Source organism: Nocardia sp. NPDC051911 (assembly GCF_040681035.1).
Lineage (GTDB): Bacteria > Actinomycetota > Actinomycetes > Mycobacteriales > Mycobacteriaceae > Nocardia > Nocardia sichangensis.
On the sequence record NZ_JBFAXY010000014.1, the window covers coordinates 102101 to 118120 of the forward strand.

At 68.7% G+C, this 16020-nt stretch carries 16 protein-coding genes; 6 read left to right on the plus strand and 10 right to left on the minus strand.

Annotated elements, in window-relative coordinates:
- The first annotated feature begins 142 nt into the window (after positions 1 to 142).
- On the plus strand, positions 143 to 907 hold the full coding sequence (locus AB0L97_RS19230) for an SDR family oxidoreductase (RefSeq protein WP_355070855.1): 765 nt from the start codon (positions 143 to 145) through the stop codon (positions 905 to 907).
- Between the two features lie 22 nt (positions 908 to 929).
- On the opposite strand, the gene AB0L97_RS19235 is transcribed toward AB0L97_RS19230, so the two are convergent.
- Positions 930 to 1703, minus strand: a complete 774-nt coding sequence (locus AB0L97_RS19235) for a hypothetical protein (protein ID WP_364431195.1) — start codon at positions 1701 to 1703, stop codon at positions 930 to 932.
- A gap of 106 nt (positions 1704 to 1809) precedes the next feature.
- Positions 1810 to 4020 carry an MMPL family transporter gene (locus AB0L97_RS19240; protein ID WP_355070852.1) on the minus strand — a complete coding sequence of 737 codons (2211 nt, stop codon included), beginning with the start codon at positions 4018 to 4020 and terminating at the stop codon, positions 1810 to 1812.
- Positions 4021 to 4477: 457 nt separating this feature from the next.
- On the opposite strand from AB0L97_RS19240, the gene AB0L97_RS19245 reads away from it, so the two are divergent.
- Both AB0L97_RS19245 and AB0L97_RS19250 read left to right on the plus strand, forming a co-directional pair.
- On the plus strand, positions 4478 to 5590 hold the full coding sequence (locus AB0L97_RS19245) for a lycopene cyclase family protein (RefSeq protein ID WP_364431199.1): 1113 nt from the start codon (positions 4478 to 4480) through the stop codon (positions 5588 to 5590).
- Entirely contained in the window at positions 5587 to 6552 is a 966-nt protein-coding gene (locus AB0L97_RS19250) for a Ku protein (RefSeq protein WP_364431202.1), read from the plus strand. Before AB0L97_RS19245 ends, AB0L97_RS19250 begins: the two co-directional genes overlap by 4 nt.
- Positions 6553 to 6585: 33 nt before the next feature.
- On the opposite strand, the gene AB0L97_RS19255 is transcribed toward AB0L97_RS19250, so the two are convergent.
- From AB0L97_RS19255 to AB0L97_RS19265, 3 genes are all read right to left on the minus strand, one after another.
- Entirely contained in the window at positions 6586 to 7269 is a 684-nt protein-coding gene (locus AB0L97_RS19255) for a hypothetical protein (RefSeq protein ID WP_355070846.1), read from the minus strand.
- A 19-nt stretch (positions 7270 to 7288) separates the two neighbouring features.
- Positions 7289 to 8620: an NAD(P)/FAD-dependent oxidoreductase gene (locus tag AB0L97_RS19260; protein WP_364431206.1), complete on the minus strand. Its 1332-nt coding sequence runs from the start codon at positions 8618 to 8620 to the stop codon at positions 7289 to 7291.
- 147 nt (positions 8621 to 8767) lie between these two features.
- A complete protein-coding gene (locus tag AB0L97_RS19265) occupies positions 8768 to 9634 on the minus strand; it encodes a MetQ/NlpA family ABC transporter substrate-binding protein (RefSeq protein ID WP_364431209.1) in 867 nt (288 codons plus the stop codon).
- A 181-nt stretch (positions 9635 to 9815) separates the two neighbouring features.
- Here AB0L97_RS19265 and AB0L97_RS19270 point away from each other — a divergent pair, with 181 nt between their 5' ends.
- From AB0L97_RS19270 to AB0L97_RS19280, 3 genes are read left to right on the plus strand one after another with little or no spacing between them, the layout of a single operon-like run.
- Complete coding sequence (locus AB0L97_RS19270) at positions 9816 to 10637, plus strand: MetQ/NlpA family ABC transporter substrate-binding protein (protein ID WP_355071059.1); 822 nt, start codon at positions 9816 to 9818, stop codon at positions 10635 to 10637.
- A complete protein-coding gene (locus AB0L97_RS19275; protein ID WP_364431212.1) occupies positions 10634 to 11650 on the plus strand; it encodes a methionine ABC transporter ATP-binding protein in 1017 nt (338 codons plus the stop codon). The genes AB0L97_RS19270 and AB0L97_RS19275 overlap by 4 nt, the downstream gene beginning before the upstream one ends.
- A gap of 11 nt (positions 11651 to 11661) precedes the next feature.
- On the plus strand, positions 11662 to 12324 hold the full coding sequence (locus AB0L97_RS19280; RefSeq protein ID WP_195042705.1) for a methionine ABC transporter permease: 663 nt from the start codon (positions 11662 to 11664) through the stop codon (positions 12322 to 12324).
- Between the two features lies 1 nt (position 12325).
- Here the strand turns inward: AB0L97_RS19280 and AB0L97_RS19285 are convergent, their stop codons facing one another.
- From AB0L97_RS19285 to sufC, 5 genes are all read right to left on the minus strand, one after another.
- A complete protein-coding gene (locus tag AB0L97_RS19285; protein WP_355070838.1) occupies positions 12326 to 12754 on the minus strand; it encodes a DUF4189 domain-containing protein in 429 nt (142 codons plus the stop codon).
- Positions 12755 to 13060: 306 nt separating this feature from the next.
- Positions 13061 to 13399: a metal-sulfur cluster assembly factor gene (locus AB0L97_RS19290; RefSeq protein ID WP_355071057.1), complete on the minus strand. Its 339-nt coding sequence runs from the start codon at positions 13397 to 13399 to the stop codon at positions 13061 to 13063.
- A gap of 82 nt (positions 13400 to 13481) precedes the next feature.
- Positions 13482 to 13949 (minus strand): Fe-S cluster assembly sulfur transfer protein SufU, encoded by a 468-nt coding sequence (gene sufU, locus AB0L97_RS19295; RefSeq protein WP_356961839.1) that lies wholly within the window; start codon positions 13947 to 13949, stop codon positions 13482 to 13484.
- A gap of 3 nt (positions 13950 to 13952) precedes the next feature.
- Positions 13953 to 15206 (minus strand): cysteine desulfurase, encoded by a 1254-nt coding sequence (locus AB0L97_RS19300; protein ID WP_356961837.1) that lies wholly within the window; start codon positions 15204 to 15206, stop codon positions 13953 to 13955.
- Position 15207: 1 nt separating this feature from the next.
- Entirely contained in the window at positions 15208 to 15984 is a 777-nt protein-coding gene (gene sufC / locus AB0L97_RS19305; RefSeq protein ID WP_355070834.1) for a Fe-S cluster assembly ATPase SufC, read from the minus strand.
- Positions 15985 to 16020: the final 36 nt, after the last annotated feature.

Below are 16020 nucleotides of genomic sequence, written 5' to 3' on the forward strand. Positions count from 1 at the left end.
CTGGACGCGTGCTCGATTGTGCGACCCGACGCGCACAAGAACCACCGATTTTACCCGGGGCGCAGGGTGCGCCCGCATACCAGCACCCCGCATGTGACGGCGATAACGGCCCCCGCGGTGGCCTGCGCTACCGTGCGATGCCATGAGTACCGATCTATTGGGCAAGAGCGCTCTGGTCACGGGGGCCAGCCGTGGCATCGGCAAGGCGGTCGCGGCGGAGTTGCTCGCCCGCGGCGCGAACGTGCTGATCACCGCGCGGAAGAAGGATCCACTGGAGGAAGCCGCCGCGGAGCTGCGCGAACTGGGGCACCAGGGTCAGGTCGTCGCTCTGGCGGGCAACTCGGGCGTCGCCGAGGATCGATCCGCCGCGGTCGAGCGCGCGGTCACGGAGTTCGGTTCGCTGGACGTCCTGATCAACAACACCGGCATCAACCCGGTCTTCGGCTCCCTGATGGACGCCGACCTCGATGCCGTGCGCAAGATCTTCGACGTGAACGTGGTCGCGGCCCTGGGCTACATCCAGGAGGCGTACAAGGCGTGGATGCGCGACCACGGCGGCGCCGTGGTCAACGTGGCCAGCGTCGCTGGCATCCGCTCGACCGGCGTGATCGCCGCCTACGGCGCGTCCAAGTCCGCGCTGATCCATCTCACCGGTGAGCTCGCCTGGCAGCTGGGGCCGAAGATCCGGGTGAACGCGGTCGCGCCGGGCGTGATCAAGACGAAGTTCGCCGACGCGCTGTACTCGACCGACGAGGAGCGCGCCGCGAGCGTGTACCCGATGAAGCGGCTGGGCAGCCCGGAGGACGTGGCGCGCTTGATCGGATTCCTGGTCTCCGACGAGGCGGCGTGGATCACCGGCGAGACGGTCCGGGTGGACGGCGGGCTGCTCTCCACGGGCGGAATCTGATCGCGAACGGGAGCCGCCCGCGCTAGCGGAACGCCAATGCGCCGATGGTGTCGGCGTGCCGGTAGCGCAGGTACTTCTCGACGGCCGTGGCGTCGACCGCGCCGGTGGCCGTCGCCAGCGTCACCACCACGAATTCCTTCTCGCTGCCGTCCTTCCACTTGCCGGTGGCGTAGCCCTTCAGGTAACTGCCCGGACGCAGCGCGAGGTCGGCGTCGGTGAACCGGCCCTTCGCCGCGGCGGCCCGGCCCTCGTCGGCCATGCCGAGCACGAACTGCGTGAGCATCAGCGCGCCGCCCTCGGCGCGGTACACCAGCTCCGCCGCGTAGACGCAGCCCAGACCGGTGAGTTTGCCCGCCGCCTCGATGGGGTGGCAGTCGGCGTGGTCGCGGCCGTCGACCCACTCGGCGTGCAGTTCGACGCGATCGAACCGGAAGTCCCAGTCCTTCGCGAACTCCGTGTAACTCAACCGGCCCGCCGAAGGGCGCGCACCGCGCGACGACGGGCTCGCCGGCCGCGTGCTGGTACCGCCGCCCGCGCGGGTGGTCGCTTCGGCGGAGGCGACCGCGGCTTGCGGGTGCCCTTCCTCGCGCGGCGCCAGCGCCACTCCGATGCCGACCGCGACCAGCACGGCGACGACGCCGATCACCAGCGCGACGATCACGCCCGTTCGGGACTCGGGCGGCGGCGGCAGGGGCGGCGCTTCCCACGCCGGCATCGGGTACGCGCTCGGCGGGGACATGCTTCCCCAGTCCGGCGCGTACCGCGCGTCCTCCGGTTTCCCGGACGGATAGGTCATCGCGGTCGCCCTCCCACATCTCCCGGCAGCCGTCCCACCCCGCGTGGGCCTCCCCGAGCCGCCCGAGCGACCCTACCCGATCGAGCCTGCCCCGATCGCCCCGAAATCAGAGCCGAACGGGCTGGAGCCAGTCCTCGCGCCCCGCGGTCGCCGGAGCGGCAGGAGCCTCCTCGATTCCGAACCGCTCGTGCAGTCGGCGCAGCGGGCCGGGCGCATACCAGTTCCAGTGGCCGAGCAACTCCATCGCCGCGGGCAACAGGAAGCCGCGCACCAGCGTCGCGTCTACCAGCACTGCGAGTGGAAGCCCGATGCCGAACGCCTTCATGAAGGTGATGTCCGAGGCGAGGAAGCCGAGGAAGACCAGCGAGATCAGGACGGCGGCGGCCGTGACGATCCTGCCGATCCGCTCCAGTCCGGACGTGACGGCCAGCGCGTTGGACCTGGTGCGCAGGTACTCCTCGCGGATGCGGGCCAACAGGAACACCTGGTAGTCCATGGCGAGACCGAACGCGACGCCGAACAGCATCACCGGGACGGTCGGCGGGAGGTCGCCGGTGACGGTGAAGCCGAGCAACCCGGACAGGTGCCCGTCCTGGAAGATCCAGACCAGCGCGCCGAAAGTCGCGGTGAGGCTCAGGAAGCTGAGCACGACGGCCAGCAGCGGCAGCACGGCGCTTCCGGTGAGCAGGAACAGGACCACCACCATGATCAGCACGACGAAGGCCAGCGCGTACGGCAGCGCCGAGACGACCGAGCCGATCGCGTCCGTGTTGGCCGCCGCCACGCCGCCGACCAGCACCGGCGAGGCGGCGGGCGTCGCGCGCACGTCGGCGGCGATCCGATCCAGCACCGTGGGATCGGTGGTGTCCGGGACCACCGTCAGATAGGCGGCGTTCTCGGCGCGGAAGCGGTCGGCGGCCGCGGTTGGCGCGACGAGCAGACCGCCGTGGCTGTAACTGCCGGTGACGGTGTCGACCCGGCGGACGTCCTCGATCTCCGACAGCTCACGAGCGTAGGCGTCCAAGCCTGCGGCGCTGTAAGCGCTTTCGGGCAGCACTACGAACAGCCCGTTCTGCTCGGTGGCGGCGAAGTCGCGCTGGATGGTCTCGGTGACCTGGCGGTTGTTCATCGACTCCGGCAGCGACCGTTCGTCGGGGAAGCCGAGATTCACTCCGAGGAACGGCGCGCCCAGCACGAGCAGCAGGGCGGTGACCCCGAGGCCGATGGGCACCGGCCGCATCATCACGAACCGCGCCAAGCGGTGCCAGGCGCCCTCGCCGGGTGCGGGACGGGCCGCGCGCAGGAACCACCACAACTGACCGTTGTCGATCTTGGTGCCGAGCAGGAACAGGATCGCGGGCAGCACGGTCAGCGACACCGTCGCGGCGATCACCGCCACGGCCAGGCCCGCGTAGCCCATCGACCGCACGGCCAGCAGCGGGAAGAACAGCAGGCCCGACAGCGCGACGGCGACGGTGACGGCCGAGAACGCGACGGTCCGGCCCGCCGAGCGCATGGTGGCGGCCACCGCGGCGGCGGGCTGCTGACCGGCGACCAGTTCGTCGCGGTAGCGGCTGATGATCAGCAGGCTGTAGTCGATCGCCAAGCCGAGGCCGAGCAGGGTGGCGACGTTGGTCGCGGTGGCCGCCAGATCGGTGACGCTCGCGATCAGCCACAGCGCGCCCATGGTGATCATCACCGTGATCATCGCGATCACCAGCGGCAGGCTGGCCGCGACCAAGCCGCCGAACACCAGCAGCAGGGCGATCAGCGTGACCGGGAATGCGATGGATTCGCCCAGCACGACGTCTTTCTCGCTCTGCTGCACCGTCTCGTGCAGCAGCATGGCGTAGCCGCCGACGCGCACCTCGAGCGGGCCGTGGGTGCCGCCGAATCGGTCGGCGAGATCGCCCACCCGCTTGTCGACGTCGGCCTCCTCACCGAGGATGCTGGCCACGATCAAGCCCTTGGTTCCGTCGGTGCTGCGCAGCGCGGGCGATTTGTCGGTCCAGTACGACGTGACGCCCGCGACGCCGGACTCCGACTTCAGCTCGGTGACCAGATTCGTCGCAGCGGTGGCCGCGGCGTCGTCGTCCACCGACCGGCGAGTCTGCACCAGCAGCACGAAATTCGGGGTGGCCTCGCCGAAGGTGTCGCGCAGCACCGCGGTCGCCCGGCTCGATTCGCTGTCGGGGTCGATGTACCCGCCGCCCTGCACTTTGTCGAACAGCGTCGCGCTCAGCGTGCCCATCGCCAGTGCGAGCACCACGAACACGGCCAGGATCCACCGGCTGCGCCGCCTGGTCAGCTCGAACACTCCGTCTACCCCTAACTCGTTCCGGTCGTGCCGCTTTCGCGCTCGGACTCCAGCGGTCGCCGGTCGGCAACCTGCCCGGCGTGCCATCCGCGGCACGCCGGTGCGCCGACACCTGACACTCGGCACCGGAGCCGGATGCGTACGCCAGCGCCCCGGCATCCTAGCAACGCGGGACAAAGTGCGGTGAGCCCGAACACATTCCGTCGGTGCGCCCGGTCCGGCCACCTGCCTGCACGCTCCGGCATGGGAAGGCAACCGAGCCAGGCCGGACGCATTTCCGCACGCGGGGCGGGCGATCCGGAATCCGCGACAGCTTTCGCGAAACGTTCACTTCGCGAGTCCGGACCTCCGCGCCGGAACGTGTTCGACGCCGTGGCTACGCGACGCTCCAGCGAGCAGATGAGAGGCTCGAACCCATGCATCGCAACACGCTCCAGCGGATCCGGACGAGCCCGGCATGAAGCCGGACGTGGTCGTCTGCGGGCTCGGCCCGGCCGGACGCGCCCTCGCACACCGGGCAGTGGAGCGCGGACTCACGGTCACCGTGGTCGATCCCGCGCCGGAGCGCCGGTGGACGGCCACCTACGCGGTGTGGGCCGACGAACTGCCTGATTGGCTGTCGCCTCGGGTCGTCGCGGCGACGGTACCCCGGCCGATGGCCTGGGGAACGCGCGCTCACCGATTGGACCGCCCGTACGTGGTGCTCGATACCGCCCGGCTGCAAAGGTCGCTGCACCTGGCCGACGCGAGCGTGGTCTCCGAGCGCGCGATCGATGTCGGCCCCGAGCGCGTGACCTTGGCCTCCGGCGCGACGATCACCGGCGGCCGGGTGGTCGACGCGCGCGGACTCGCCCGCTCGCCCGCCCGGGCTGAGCAGACGGCCTACGGCGTCATCGTGGACGCCCGGCGCTGCGCCGGGCTCGAACCGCTGTTCATGGACTGGCGTCCGGACAACGGCGCCGCCCCCGAGGCGCCGCGTTCGTTCCTCTACGCCGTTCCGCTGGACGACGAGCGGGTGCTGCTCGAGGAAACTTGCCTGGCCGGCCGCCCGGCCTTGACCGGTGCGCAACTGCGCACACGCTTGTGGGCGCGCCTCCGCGCCAGAGACGTCCCGCTCACCGGTGACGAACCCGTGGAGCACGTCCGTTTTCCGGTGCAAGGAGGCCGTCCCGGGTCGAGCAGGTTCGGGGCCGCGGGCGGGTTCCTGCATCCGGCGACCGGGTACAGCGTCGGCGCCGCGCTGTCCGCTGCCGACGCGGTGGCCGCGGGCCGGGACGTATGGCCGGCCGCGGCGCGCGTCGTCCACCGGTTGCGCGGCGCCGGGCTGCGCGCGCTGCTGGCGTTGCCGCCCGATGATCTCCCGCTGTTCTTCGACACGTTCTTCGCGCTTCCCCCGGACGCGCAACGCGCGTATCTGTCCGGCCGCACCGACCTCGCCGGCACGGTCGCGGCGATGAGCGCACTGTTCGCCGCGCTCCCGGGACGGCTGCGTCGGCGTGTCGCGACCGCGACACTCGGAGTTCCGGTTCCCTCGCGCGGTCGGTGGGCTTCGGCCATGATGGGGGTATGAGATCGATCTGGAAGGGCTCGATCGCATTCGGGCTGGTGAACGTTCCGGTGAAGGTGTACACCGCCACCGAGGACCACGACATCCGGTTCCATCAGGTGCACGCCAAGGATGGAGGCCGGATCAAATACGACCGCGTCTGCAGCGTGTGCGGCCAATCCGTCCAGTACACCGAGATCGACAAGGCCTACGAGTCGCCGGACGGCGACAAGGTGGTGCTCAGCGACGAGGACTTCGCGAAATTGCCGGTAGCGGAGAAGCACGAGATACCGGTGCTGCAGTTCGTGCCGTCGGACCAGATCGATCCGATCCTGTTCGAGAAGAGCTACTACCTGGAACCGGACTCCAGCACGCCGAAGGCCTACGTCCTGCTGGCCAGGACGCTGGAGCAGATCGAACGCACCGCCCTGGTGTACTTCACGTTGCGGCAGAAGACCCGGCTTGCCGCGCTGCGTGTACGGGAGGGCATTCTGGTGGTCCAGACGCTGCTGTGGCCCGACGAGGTCCGCTCCGTGGAGTTCGAATCCCTCGACGGTGTCGCCGAGCCCAGGCCGCAGGAGATCAAGATGGCCGAGACGCTCGTCGAGGCCATGTCCGACGACTTCGATCCGGAGCAGTTCACCGACGAGTACCAGATCGAGCTCAAACGCCTGCTCGACGAGGCGATCGCCAGCGGAACCGGCAAGGTGCCCGAACAGCCGGAGCTCGCGCCGAGCGGGATGGACGCCGAGGTGGTCGATCTGGTCGCCGCGTTGCAGCGCAGCCTGGAGGCCAGCGGGCGCAGGACGGCGGGCGGCGACGGGGCCGAGCCGAAGAAGACCGCGAAGAAGGCCGCGGCCAAGAGCACCGAAAAGAGCGGAGCAGCCAAGAGCACGGCGTCCAAGAGCGGCGCGTCCAAGAGCGCGGCGAAGAAGACGCCTGCGAAGAAGGCGGCCAAAAAGGCTCCGGCTCGCAAGGGCGCCTGATCTTCCTACGGCGGGGCCGCCACCACCGCCGAATCAGTCTTGTGCCGCGCGCTGCCTGCCCTCTTCGAAGAACTCCAGCAGGGCCGCGACCGTGTTCACCGCGGTGCGGGGCCGGAGCGCGCCGAACGGCGCGTTCCAGAAGTCGCCGGTTCGCGGGGTCCACGGCCCGATGTAGGCGTAGGGCCCGGGATGAGCGTCGTCTCCCGGCGAAACCCCGTAGTTCACCTCGTCGACCGTGCTCGACAGATCGAAATGCTCCGGCCACAGCACCGGTGTCACGCCGGACGCCAGGCACCGCAACGCCTTGTCCCCCAGCGCGAACCAGTCCTCGATCAACCCCGCCGCCGAGGGATCCACTTCGATCGCCGAATCGGTATCCACGCCGGTGGTGTCCGCGTACACCCCTTCCGGCGGCCCGGGTTCGAAACCCGCGGCCTCGGCGACCTCCCGATACGTCCCCTTCAGCCGCACCCGCCCTTCCGGCCACACCAGTTCCTCCCCGACCACCGAAACCGGCCAACGCACACCGGCGAAACCCCGGTGCACGACTGCCAACCGAATGGTGCCGAATTCTCGGTACTGCGGCCCGGCGATCAGCAACTCCGCGACCGCGTGCAGCCCGACGCGCGATCGCCGATACGTCATCTCGTCCACCACCGAATCATCTCCGCTGCCGCCGCCCCACCGCACGGGTTCGGCACGGAAGCGGCCGGTCACCTCCGCGCTGTCACGAAGCTCACCCTGATTTCGCGGAAATCCCCTCGCTGGCGCCGAAGCTGGCTTCCTCGTGACTGACCAGCCCCAGCAGGGCGAGGGGGCGGGGAGTGACCGCGATGGTCAGGTAGGAGACCGTGATCGCCCAGCGGTTGACCGCTCGCGGCACGGCGAACGTGTGGTAAGCGCGGGTCACCGCCTTGGCGGGCAGGCCGGACAGGCGGATGCCCATCGGGTTGGCGACCGCGAAGCGCGGCCCGAGGTCGACGACCAGACCCAGGTCGCGGTGCTTGTAGTCGGCGGCCGTGCCGATGCCCAGGCTCGCCGCGACGTTCCTGGCCAGCGTCTTGCCCTGTCGCGTGGCGTGCTGCGCGGTGGGCGGAGTGATCCGGCCCGGCTTGGTGAGGTCTGGCACCGCCGCCGCGTCGCCGCCCGCGAAGACGTCCGGGTGGCCGGGCACGTTCAGTTTCGCGTCGACGACCAAGCGGCCCTTCTCCAGCGGCAGGCCGAGCGTGCCGAGCACCGGTGCGCCGGTCACACCCGTCACCCAGGCCACCGTGCGGGTGGGCACCACCGTGCCGTCGGTGAGCACGACCGAGTTCTCGTCGAGTTTCGTCAGCGAGGTCTCCAGCCGGATCTCGATGCCACGTTTGCGCAGCACCTTCAGCACCTTGTCACTGAGCCGCTCGCCGACCTCGGGCATCACCCTCGGCGCCGTGTCGAGCAGAAGGAAACGCACTTCGGCGGGGTCGAACCCACGGCGCGCGGCGTAGGCGTCGGCGAGGGCGCGCAACTGCGCCACGAGCTCGGTGCCCGCGTAGGACGCCCCCACGACCACCACCGTGCGGCGCGCCCGCCGCACCTCGGGGTCCTCCTCGTCGTCGGCGAGTTCGAGCTGGCGCAGCAGCTGCTCGCGCAGGTACAGCGCCTCGGCGACGGTCTTGAGCCCGCGCGCGTGCTCGGCCAGACCCGGTATGTCGAACAGGCGGGTGACCGACCCGGGCGTGAGCACCAGCCGATCCCACGACAGCTGCCGCGGCGGATGATGCTCGTCTTCCACCGTGATCGTCTTGTTCCGCAGATCGACCGACCTGGCGTTCGCCACCACCAACCGGACCCGCGGCAGCGAATCCGCCAGTGAGATGGCGACGAACCGAGGGTCGATCAGGCCACCGGCCACGTCCGGCAGCAGCGGCGTATAGAGCATGTAGTCGTTGGGCGTGACGAGCACGATTTCGATGTCGCGGTTCGCGTTGGCCACGATGCGGCAGAGCTTCTGCGCGCAGGTGAACCCCGCGAACCCGCTCCCGACGATCACGACCCGCTGCGGGCTCGCAGTGTTCCCATCCGGCACGGAGACCTCCTCGGTGTCAGCTCCACGACGCGATTCCCGCTCAGGCACATCCGAAACCGCGCTACCGGTCGCCCGTGGCTCCGCCGACCGGCCCATCGGCCGGACCGATTCGTGGTTCGGCAAGCCGAGCGGGCGCGGGGCAGGTTCCTACTTCCGGAACCGAGCTTCCAGTTCGGCGAGCGTCGCCTGGAGATCGGCCGCGCTGTTGGTTTTGAAGATGCCCTGGTACCCGGTTTCCGCGCGGACCGCGGCCTCGACCTCTGGGTCGTGATAGAGCTGCGCGAGTTTCAGCAGCGTCGGGTTGTCCTTGTCGGCGGCGCGGGCGGCGAAGACGTTGATGTACTGCTTCAGTTCCGGACGCTCGGGGTCGTCGGTGTAGATCACCTCGTTGGATGTCAGTCCGGCGGGGCGGGCGAAGGTGTCGTCGACGAACGCGGCGTCCACGCTGCCGAGCGACTGGGCGGTCAGGGTCGGATCGATGGGCGTGAGCTTCACCCGGGAGGCGGCCGGGTCGACGTCCTCGATTTTGGAGTCCCAGCTCGCGCCGCCCTTCAGCACGATGAGCCCGGCCGCGGCGAGGCCGAGCAGGGGCCGCACCTGGTTGGCCGGGTTGTTGCTCAAGGTGATCTCGCCGCCCTTCGGAATGTCGGCCACCGACTTGTGCTTGCGCGAGTACAGCGTCAGCGGGAAGATCTCGGTCGCGCCGATCGGCACCAGCGTGTCGTTGTTGCGGACGTTGTAATTGGCCAGGTACCGCACGTGCTGGAACTTGTTCAGATCGATGCGCCCCTGCGCCAGGGCCGGATTCGGCTGGTTGTAGTCGGTGAAATTGGTGAACTCCACCGTGATGCCCTGCTCCGCCGCCTTCTTGCGGTAGACCTCCCAGTGCGGCAGCGACAGATCGTTGACCCCGATGTGGACCGCGTCGGATCGGTCTTCACCACCGCAGCCGACCGCGGCGACGGCCAATACGGACACGAGCGGGATCAGCAACAGCCGGAGACGCGAGCGCATTATCAGCAAATTAGACGCTCGTTCAGTTCATGCGGAGGGTTTCGCTCACCACAATCGAAACCGTTGTCGCCCGCTGCGCCCCGTCGCTTGGATTACCGGGTCATATCGCGACGAGCAATCGGGAGCACGAGTGAAATTCCATCGGGTACTGGCGATCCCGGTCCTGGTAGCGACCGCGGCCTTGACCCTGACCGGCTGCGGCGGTGACGACGCTTCCTCGGACAAGGTAGTGCGCATCGGCACCACCGACAAGGATCACTCCTGGGACGTCTTCGAGCAGCGCGCCAAAGACAAGGGCATCACGCTGCGGATCACCAACTTCTCCGACTACAAGCAACCGAATCTCGCGCTGTCGCAGAAACAGATCGACATCAATCTCTTCCAGCATCTGCAATTCCTGGGCGCCTACAACGTCGCGAACAACGACACCCTGACGCCGATCGGTTCCACCTACATCGTGCCGCTGGGTCTCTACTCGAAGAAGCACAAGTCGCCGGCCGACATTCCGCAGGGCGCGGAGATCGCGATCCCGAACGACCCCACCAATCAGGCACGGGCGCTGTTCGTGCTGCAAGCCGCCGGGCTGGTGAAACTGTCGTCCGACACCAAGGCGCCGACCCCTGCCGACATCGACAAGGGCGCGTCCAAAGTGCGCGTCACCCCCGTCGACGCCGCGCAGACCGCGCTGTCGCTGGCCTCGGTCGACGGATCGATCATCAACAACACCTTCCTGGAACGTTCCGGCATCGATCCGCATTCGGCGCTGTACAAGGACGACCCGAAGAATCCCGCCGCGGAGCCGTACATCAACGCGCTGGTCACCCGCGCCGAGGACAAGAACAATCCGGTCTATCTGCAGCTCGCCGAGCTGTGGCACGACCCGGAGGTGCAGAAGGCGCACGACGAGGTGACCAAGGGCACCGCCGTCGAGGTGCGGCGCAGCGGCCAGGAACTCGAGCAGATCCTGCAGCGGGTGCAGCAGACCATCCGCGACGGCAAGTGAGCGACACGGCCGTTCCCGCCGTCGAGTTCCGTTCGGTCACCAAGGTTTTCGGCAAGGGCGCGCAGCGCAATGTAGCGCTCGACAACATCGACCTGCGCATCGAGCAAGGCGAGATCTTCGGCGTGATCGGGTATTCCGGCGCGGGCAAGAGCACGCTGGTGCGGCTGATCAACGCGCTGGAGAAACCGACGAGCGGCACGGTCGAGATCTCCGGCACACCCATCACCGGCGTGCCGGAGCGCCAAGTGCGGCGGCTGCGGCGCGACATCGGAATGGTGTTCCAGCAATTCAATCTCTTCCGCTCCCGCACGGCCGCGGGAAACGTCGAATATCCGCTGAAGGTGGCGGGCTGGAAGCGCGCCGAACGCAAGGCGCGGGTAGCCGAACTGCTGGAGTTTGTCGGCTTGTCCGACAAGGCGCGCAGTTACCCTGATCAGCTGTCGGGCGGCCAGAAGCAGCGGGTGGGCATCGCCAGAGCGCTGGCCACGTCGCCGTCCTTGCTGCTGGCCGACGAGTCCACCTCGGCACTGGACCCGGAGACGACCGGTGAGGTGCTGCGGCTGCTGCGCAAGATCAATCGCGAACTGGGCGTCACCATCGTGGTCATCACCCACGAGATGGACGTCATCCGCGCGGTGGCCGACCGGGTCGCGGTGCTCGCCGAAGGACGCATCGTGGAACTCGCCGACACCTTCGAGGTGTTCGCCACGCCGCAGGCGGCCCCCACGCGCTCCTTCGTCGAGACCGTCCTGCACAACCGCCCCTCCGAGAAGGAACTGCGCCGCCTCGCCGGTCGCCATGGGGGCCGTTTGGTCACCGTCGACGTGGACGACGAGCGCGGCATCGGCGCGGCGCTGGCCGCCGCGGCGCACGCCGAGGTCAGGTTCGAGGTGGTCTACGGCGGGGTGAGCAGCCTGCAGGAGAAGACCTTCGGCAGTCTCACCCTGGCGCTGCACGGCCCCGACGACGCCGTCGACAAGGTGGTCGCCGAACTCGAGCGCCGGTCGGCCTGAAAGGAGTTGCCATGCATACCGATTGGGACAAACTCCGGCCGGTGCTGAACGAAGCGATCGGCACCACGCTCTATCTGGTTGCGCTCACGTTCGTGGTCGGCGGCTTCATCGGGTTGCTGCTCGGCACCGCGCTCTACACCACCCGCAAGGGCGGTTTGCTGGCGAACGCGCCGATCAACCTGCTGCTCAACGTGCTCGTCAACGTGGTGCGCCCGATCCCGTTCATCATCCTGCTCGCCGCGCTCGGCCCGGTGACGCTGGAGGTGGTGGGTACCACGATCGGCACCGAGGCGGCGGCCTTCGTCATGATCGTCGCGGCGTCGTTCGGCATCGCGCGCATCGTGGAACAGAACCTGGTGACGGTCGATCCCGGCGTGATCGAGGCGGCGCGCGCGGTGGGCGCGGGACCGCTGCGCATCATCCTGACGCTGCTGATCCCCGAGGCGCTCGGGCCGCTCATCCTGGGTTACACCTTCGTGGTGATCGCCATCGTGGACATGTCCGCGATGGCGGGCACCGTCGGCGGCGGCGGTCTCGGCGATTTCGCCCTCGTCTACGGCTATCAGCGCTTCGACTGGCAGGTCACGCTCGTCGCGACGCTGATCATCATCGCGGGCGTACAGGGCATCCAGTTCTTCGGCAACTGGCTGGCGCGGAAAGTCCTGCGCCGCTGAGCTACCCGGCGGTCGAGGTGCACGCCGTCAAGCGCACGCTCGCGGGCCGGGGAATCGCGCTGCCGAGACTCGGGAACGGCGGGGCACTGGGACCGAGGACATCGATGGCCCGGCGTTCGGCTTCGGCGCGGGTGGGTCCCCACGCCCATCCGTGCTTGCCGTCGGCGCCGCGCACGACAGACCCGCAGGCGTTCCAGAACTGCACGACCGTCTGGCAATCGGTGACACCGCATTGGGCGCGTGCCGCGGCATCGGCGGCGGCCGCGCTCGCATAGTCCACCGCCGATGTGACCGCGCCGGTGCTGGGTGAAAGCGCCAGCGCGCCATAGTAGGTCGCCGCATGCGCCGCACCCGCGGGAGCGCCGACCACGGCGCAGGTGGCGGCGGAGACCGCCGCGAGCCCGAGGGCAGCCTTGTGCGGCACCGACATGTGAGGATCCTCCCCGTTCCGAACGACTCGAAGCTCAAATCTTCATTCGGCCCGTGCGCTTTTGTCGAAATGGGCACTTCCCACCATCGGCGGGTGCGCCGGATCGACCCGCGCGACGAACCCCTTTTTCGAGCGTCCGTCTTCGCCGAGAGCGGAGCGCCGGTCGATTCGGCCGTGCGCGCTCAGGTCGGAACGCGTCGATGATCGTCCCCGAGCGCTCCGCCGGGAAGGCGCATGCGGCGGATACGACTCAGCCGCCGGGCGCCTTGTTCAGGCGCTACCGGCGGCTGCGTCAGTTGCGGCGAATTACACCGTGAAGCCGAGGGCGCGCAACTGTTCGCGGCCGTCCTCGGTGATCTTGTCCGGACCCCACGGCGGCATCCAGACCCAGTTGATCTTCAAGTCCTCCACCAGGCCGCTGCGCACCAGCGCGTTGCGGGACTGGTCCTCGATGACGTCGGTCAGCGGGCAGGCCGCCGAAGTCAGCGTCATATCCAGGACCGCGGTGCTGTCCTCCTCGACGCGCAATCCGTAGACCAAGCCGAGGTCGACGACGTTGATGCCGAGTTCCGGGTCGACGACGTCACGCATCGCCTCTTCGATGTCCTCGAGCAGCTTGATGTCCTCGGCGGACAGCTCGGGCAAATCGGCGGCCGGCGCGGCCTGTTCGGTCTGCTCGGTGGCCGGTGTGTCACTCATGACGCTTCCCCGTTTTCCATCGGACGGTTCAGTTCTCTTCCGCGGCCGGCGCGGGCTGCTCGGGGCCGATCCTGAGGACGGCGTCCTTGAACGCCATCCACCCGAGCAACGCGCACTTCACCCGCGCTGGGTATTTCGAGACGCCTGCCAAGGCGACGCCGTCGCCGATCACGTCCTCGTCGCCCTCGATGGTGCCGCGGCTGGAGATCATCTCACTGTAGGAGTCGACCACCTTCAGCGCCTGCTGCACCGGAAGCCCGATCACCTGATCGGCGAGGATCGAGGTGGCCGCCTGGCTGATCGAGCAACCCTGGCCGTCGTAGGAGACGTCGGTGACGTCGCCGTTGTCGTCGAGCTGCACGCGCAGGGTCACCTCGTCGCCGCAGGTCGGGTTCACGTGGTGCACCTCGGCCCCGAACGGCTCGCGCAGCCCCCGATGGTGCGGGTGCTTGTAGTGATCCAGGATCACTTCCTGGTACATCTGCTCCATGCGCATGATCTATGCAACCCCGAAGAAGCTCTGGGCCTTCCGCACCGCGGCGACCAGCGCGTCCACCTCGGCGAGCGTGTTGTAGACCGCGAACGAGGCGCGTGCGGTCGCGGCGACGCCGAAACGCCGGTGCAGCGGCCACGCGCAGTGATGGCCCACCCGGATGGCCACGCCCTCGTCGTCCAGGATCTGCCCCACGTCGTGGGCGTGGATGCCGTCCACCACGAACGACACCGCGCCGCCACGATCGATGTTCTCGGCAGGCCCGATGATCCGCACGCCGTCGATCCCGGCCAGCCCGTCCAGCGCCGCGCCGACCAGCGTGTGCTCGTGCGCGGCGACGGCGTCCATGCCGATCTCTTCCAGATACCGCACGGCCGCGCCCAATCCGACCACCTGGGAGGTCATCGGCACGCCCGCCTCGAAGCGCTGCGGCGGCGGCGCGTAGGTGCTGTGGTCCATGAAGACCGTCTCGATCATGGACCCGCCGGTGATGAACGGCGGCATCTCCTCCAGCAGCGAGCGGCGAGCGAAGAGCACGCCGACACCGGAGGGGCCGAGCATCTTGTGCCCGGAGAACGCGGCGAAATCCACACCGAGCGCGCGGAAGTCGACCGGCATGTGCGGCACCGACTGGCAGGCGTCGAGCACGACCAGCGCGCCCACCGCCTTCGCTCGGCGGACCAGCTCCTCGACCGGAGCGACCGCGCCGGTGACGTTGGACTGGTGGGTGAACGCGACCACCTTGGTGGCGGGCGACAGTTCCAGCGAATCCAGGTCGATCCGGCCTTCGTCGGTCACGCCGTACCACTTCAGCGTGGCACCGGTGCGGCGGGCCAGCTCCTGCCAGGGCACCAGATTCGCGTGGTGTTCCAGCTCGGTGATCACGATCTCGTCGCCAGGGCCCACGTGGTGCGGGAACCGGTCGTCGGCGAAGGCGTAGGTCACCAGGTTCAGCGACTCTGTGGCGTTCTTGGTAAACACGATCTCGCCCGCGTCCACCCCGACGAACCGCGCGATGTCAGCCCGCGCGCCCTCGTAGGCGTCGGTCGCCTCCTCGGCCAGCTGGTGCGCACCGCGGTGCACCGCCGAGTTGCTGGTGATCAGGAAGTCGCGTTCGGCTTCGAGCACCTCGATCGGCCGCTGCGCGGTCGCGCCGGAGTCCAGGTACACCAACGGTTTCCCGTCCCGGACCGTGCGGTTCAGGATCGGGAAGTCGGCCCGGATACGGGCGACGTCGAGGGTGCGGACCGTAGCGGTCATATCAAGCTCCAGCGGTGGCGGTCTGAGTGAAACGAACGTAGCCGTTGGCGTCGAGTTCCTCGGCGAGCTCGGCGCCGCCCTCGGCGACGATGCGGCCGCCGACGAAGACGTGCACGAACTCCGGCTGGATGTAGCGCAGGATGCGGGTGTAGTGCGTGATCAGCAGGATGCCGCCGTTCTCGCGCTCTTTGTAGCGGTTGACGCCCTCGGAGACGATGCGCAGCGCGTCGACGTCCAGACCCGAGTCGGTCTCGTCCAGGATCGCGATCTTCGGCTTGAGCAGGCCGAGCTGGAGGATCTCATGGCGCTTCTTCTCGCCGCCGGAGAAGCCCTCGTTCACGCTGCGCTCGGCGAAGGCGGCGTCGATCTCCAGTTCGCTCATCGACTCCTTCACCTCCTTGACCCAGTGCCGCAGCTTGGGGGCCTCGCCGCGCACGGCGGTGGCGGCGGTGCGCAGGAAGTTCGACATCGAGACGCCGGGAACCTCGACCGGGTACTGCATGGCGAGGAACAGGCCCGCACGGGCGCGCTCGTCCACCGACATCGCCAGCACGTCCTCGCCGTCGAGCGTGATCGAGCCGGAGGTCACCGTGTACTTCGGGTGACCGGCGATCGCGTAGGACAGCGTCGACTTGCCGGAGCCGTTCGGGCCCATGATGGCGTGCGTCTCACCGGACTTCACCGTGAGGTTCACGCCCTTGAGGATCTTGATGGGCTCGCCGGACTCGTCGGGGTTTGCGACCTCGACATGCAGGTCCTTGATTTCCAGGGTGGTCATCGAATTCGAATTCCTTTGCCAGGTATGGGGTCGTTG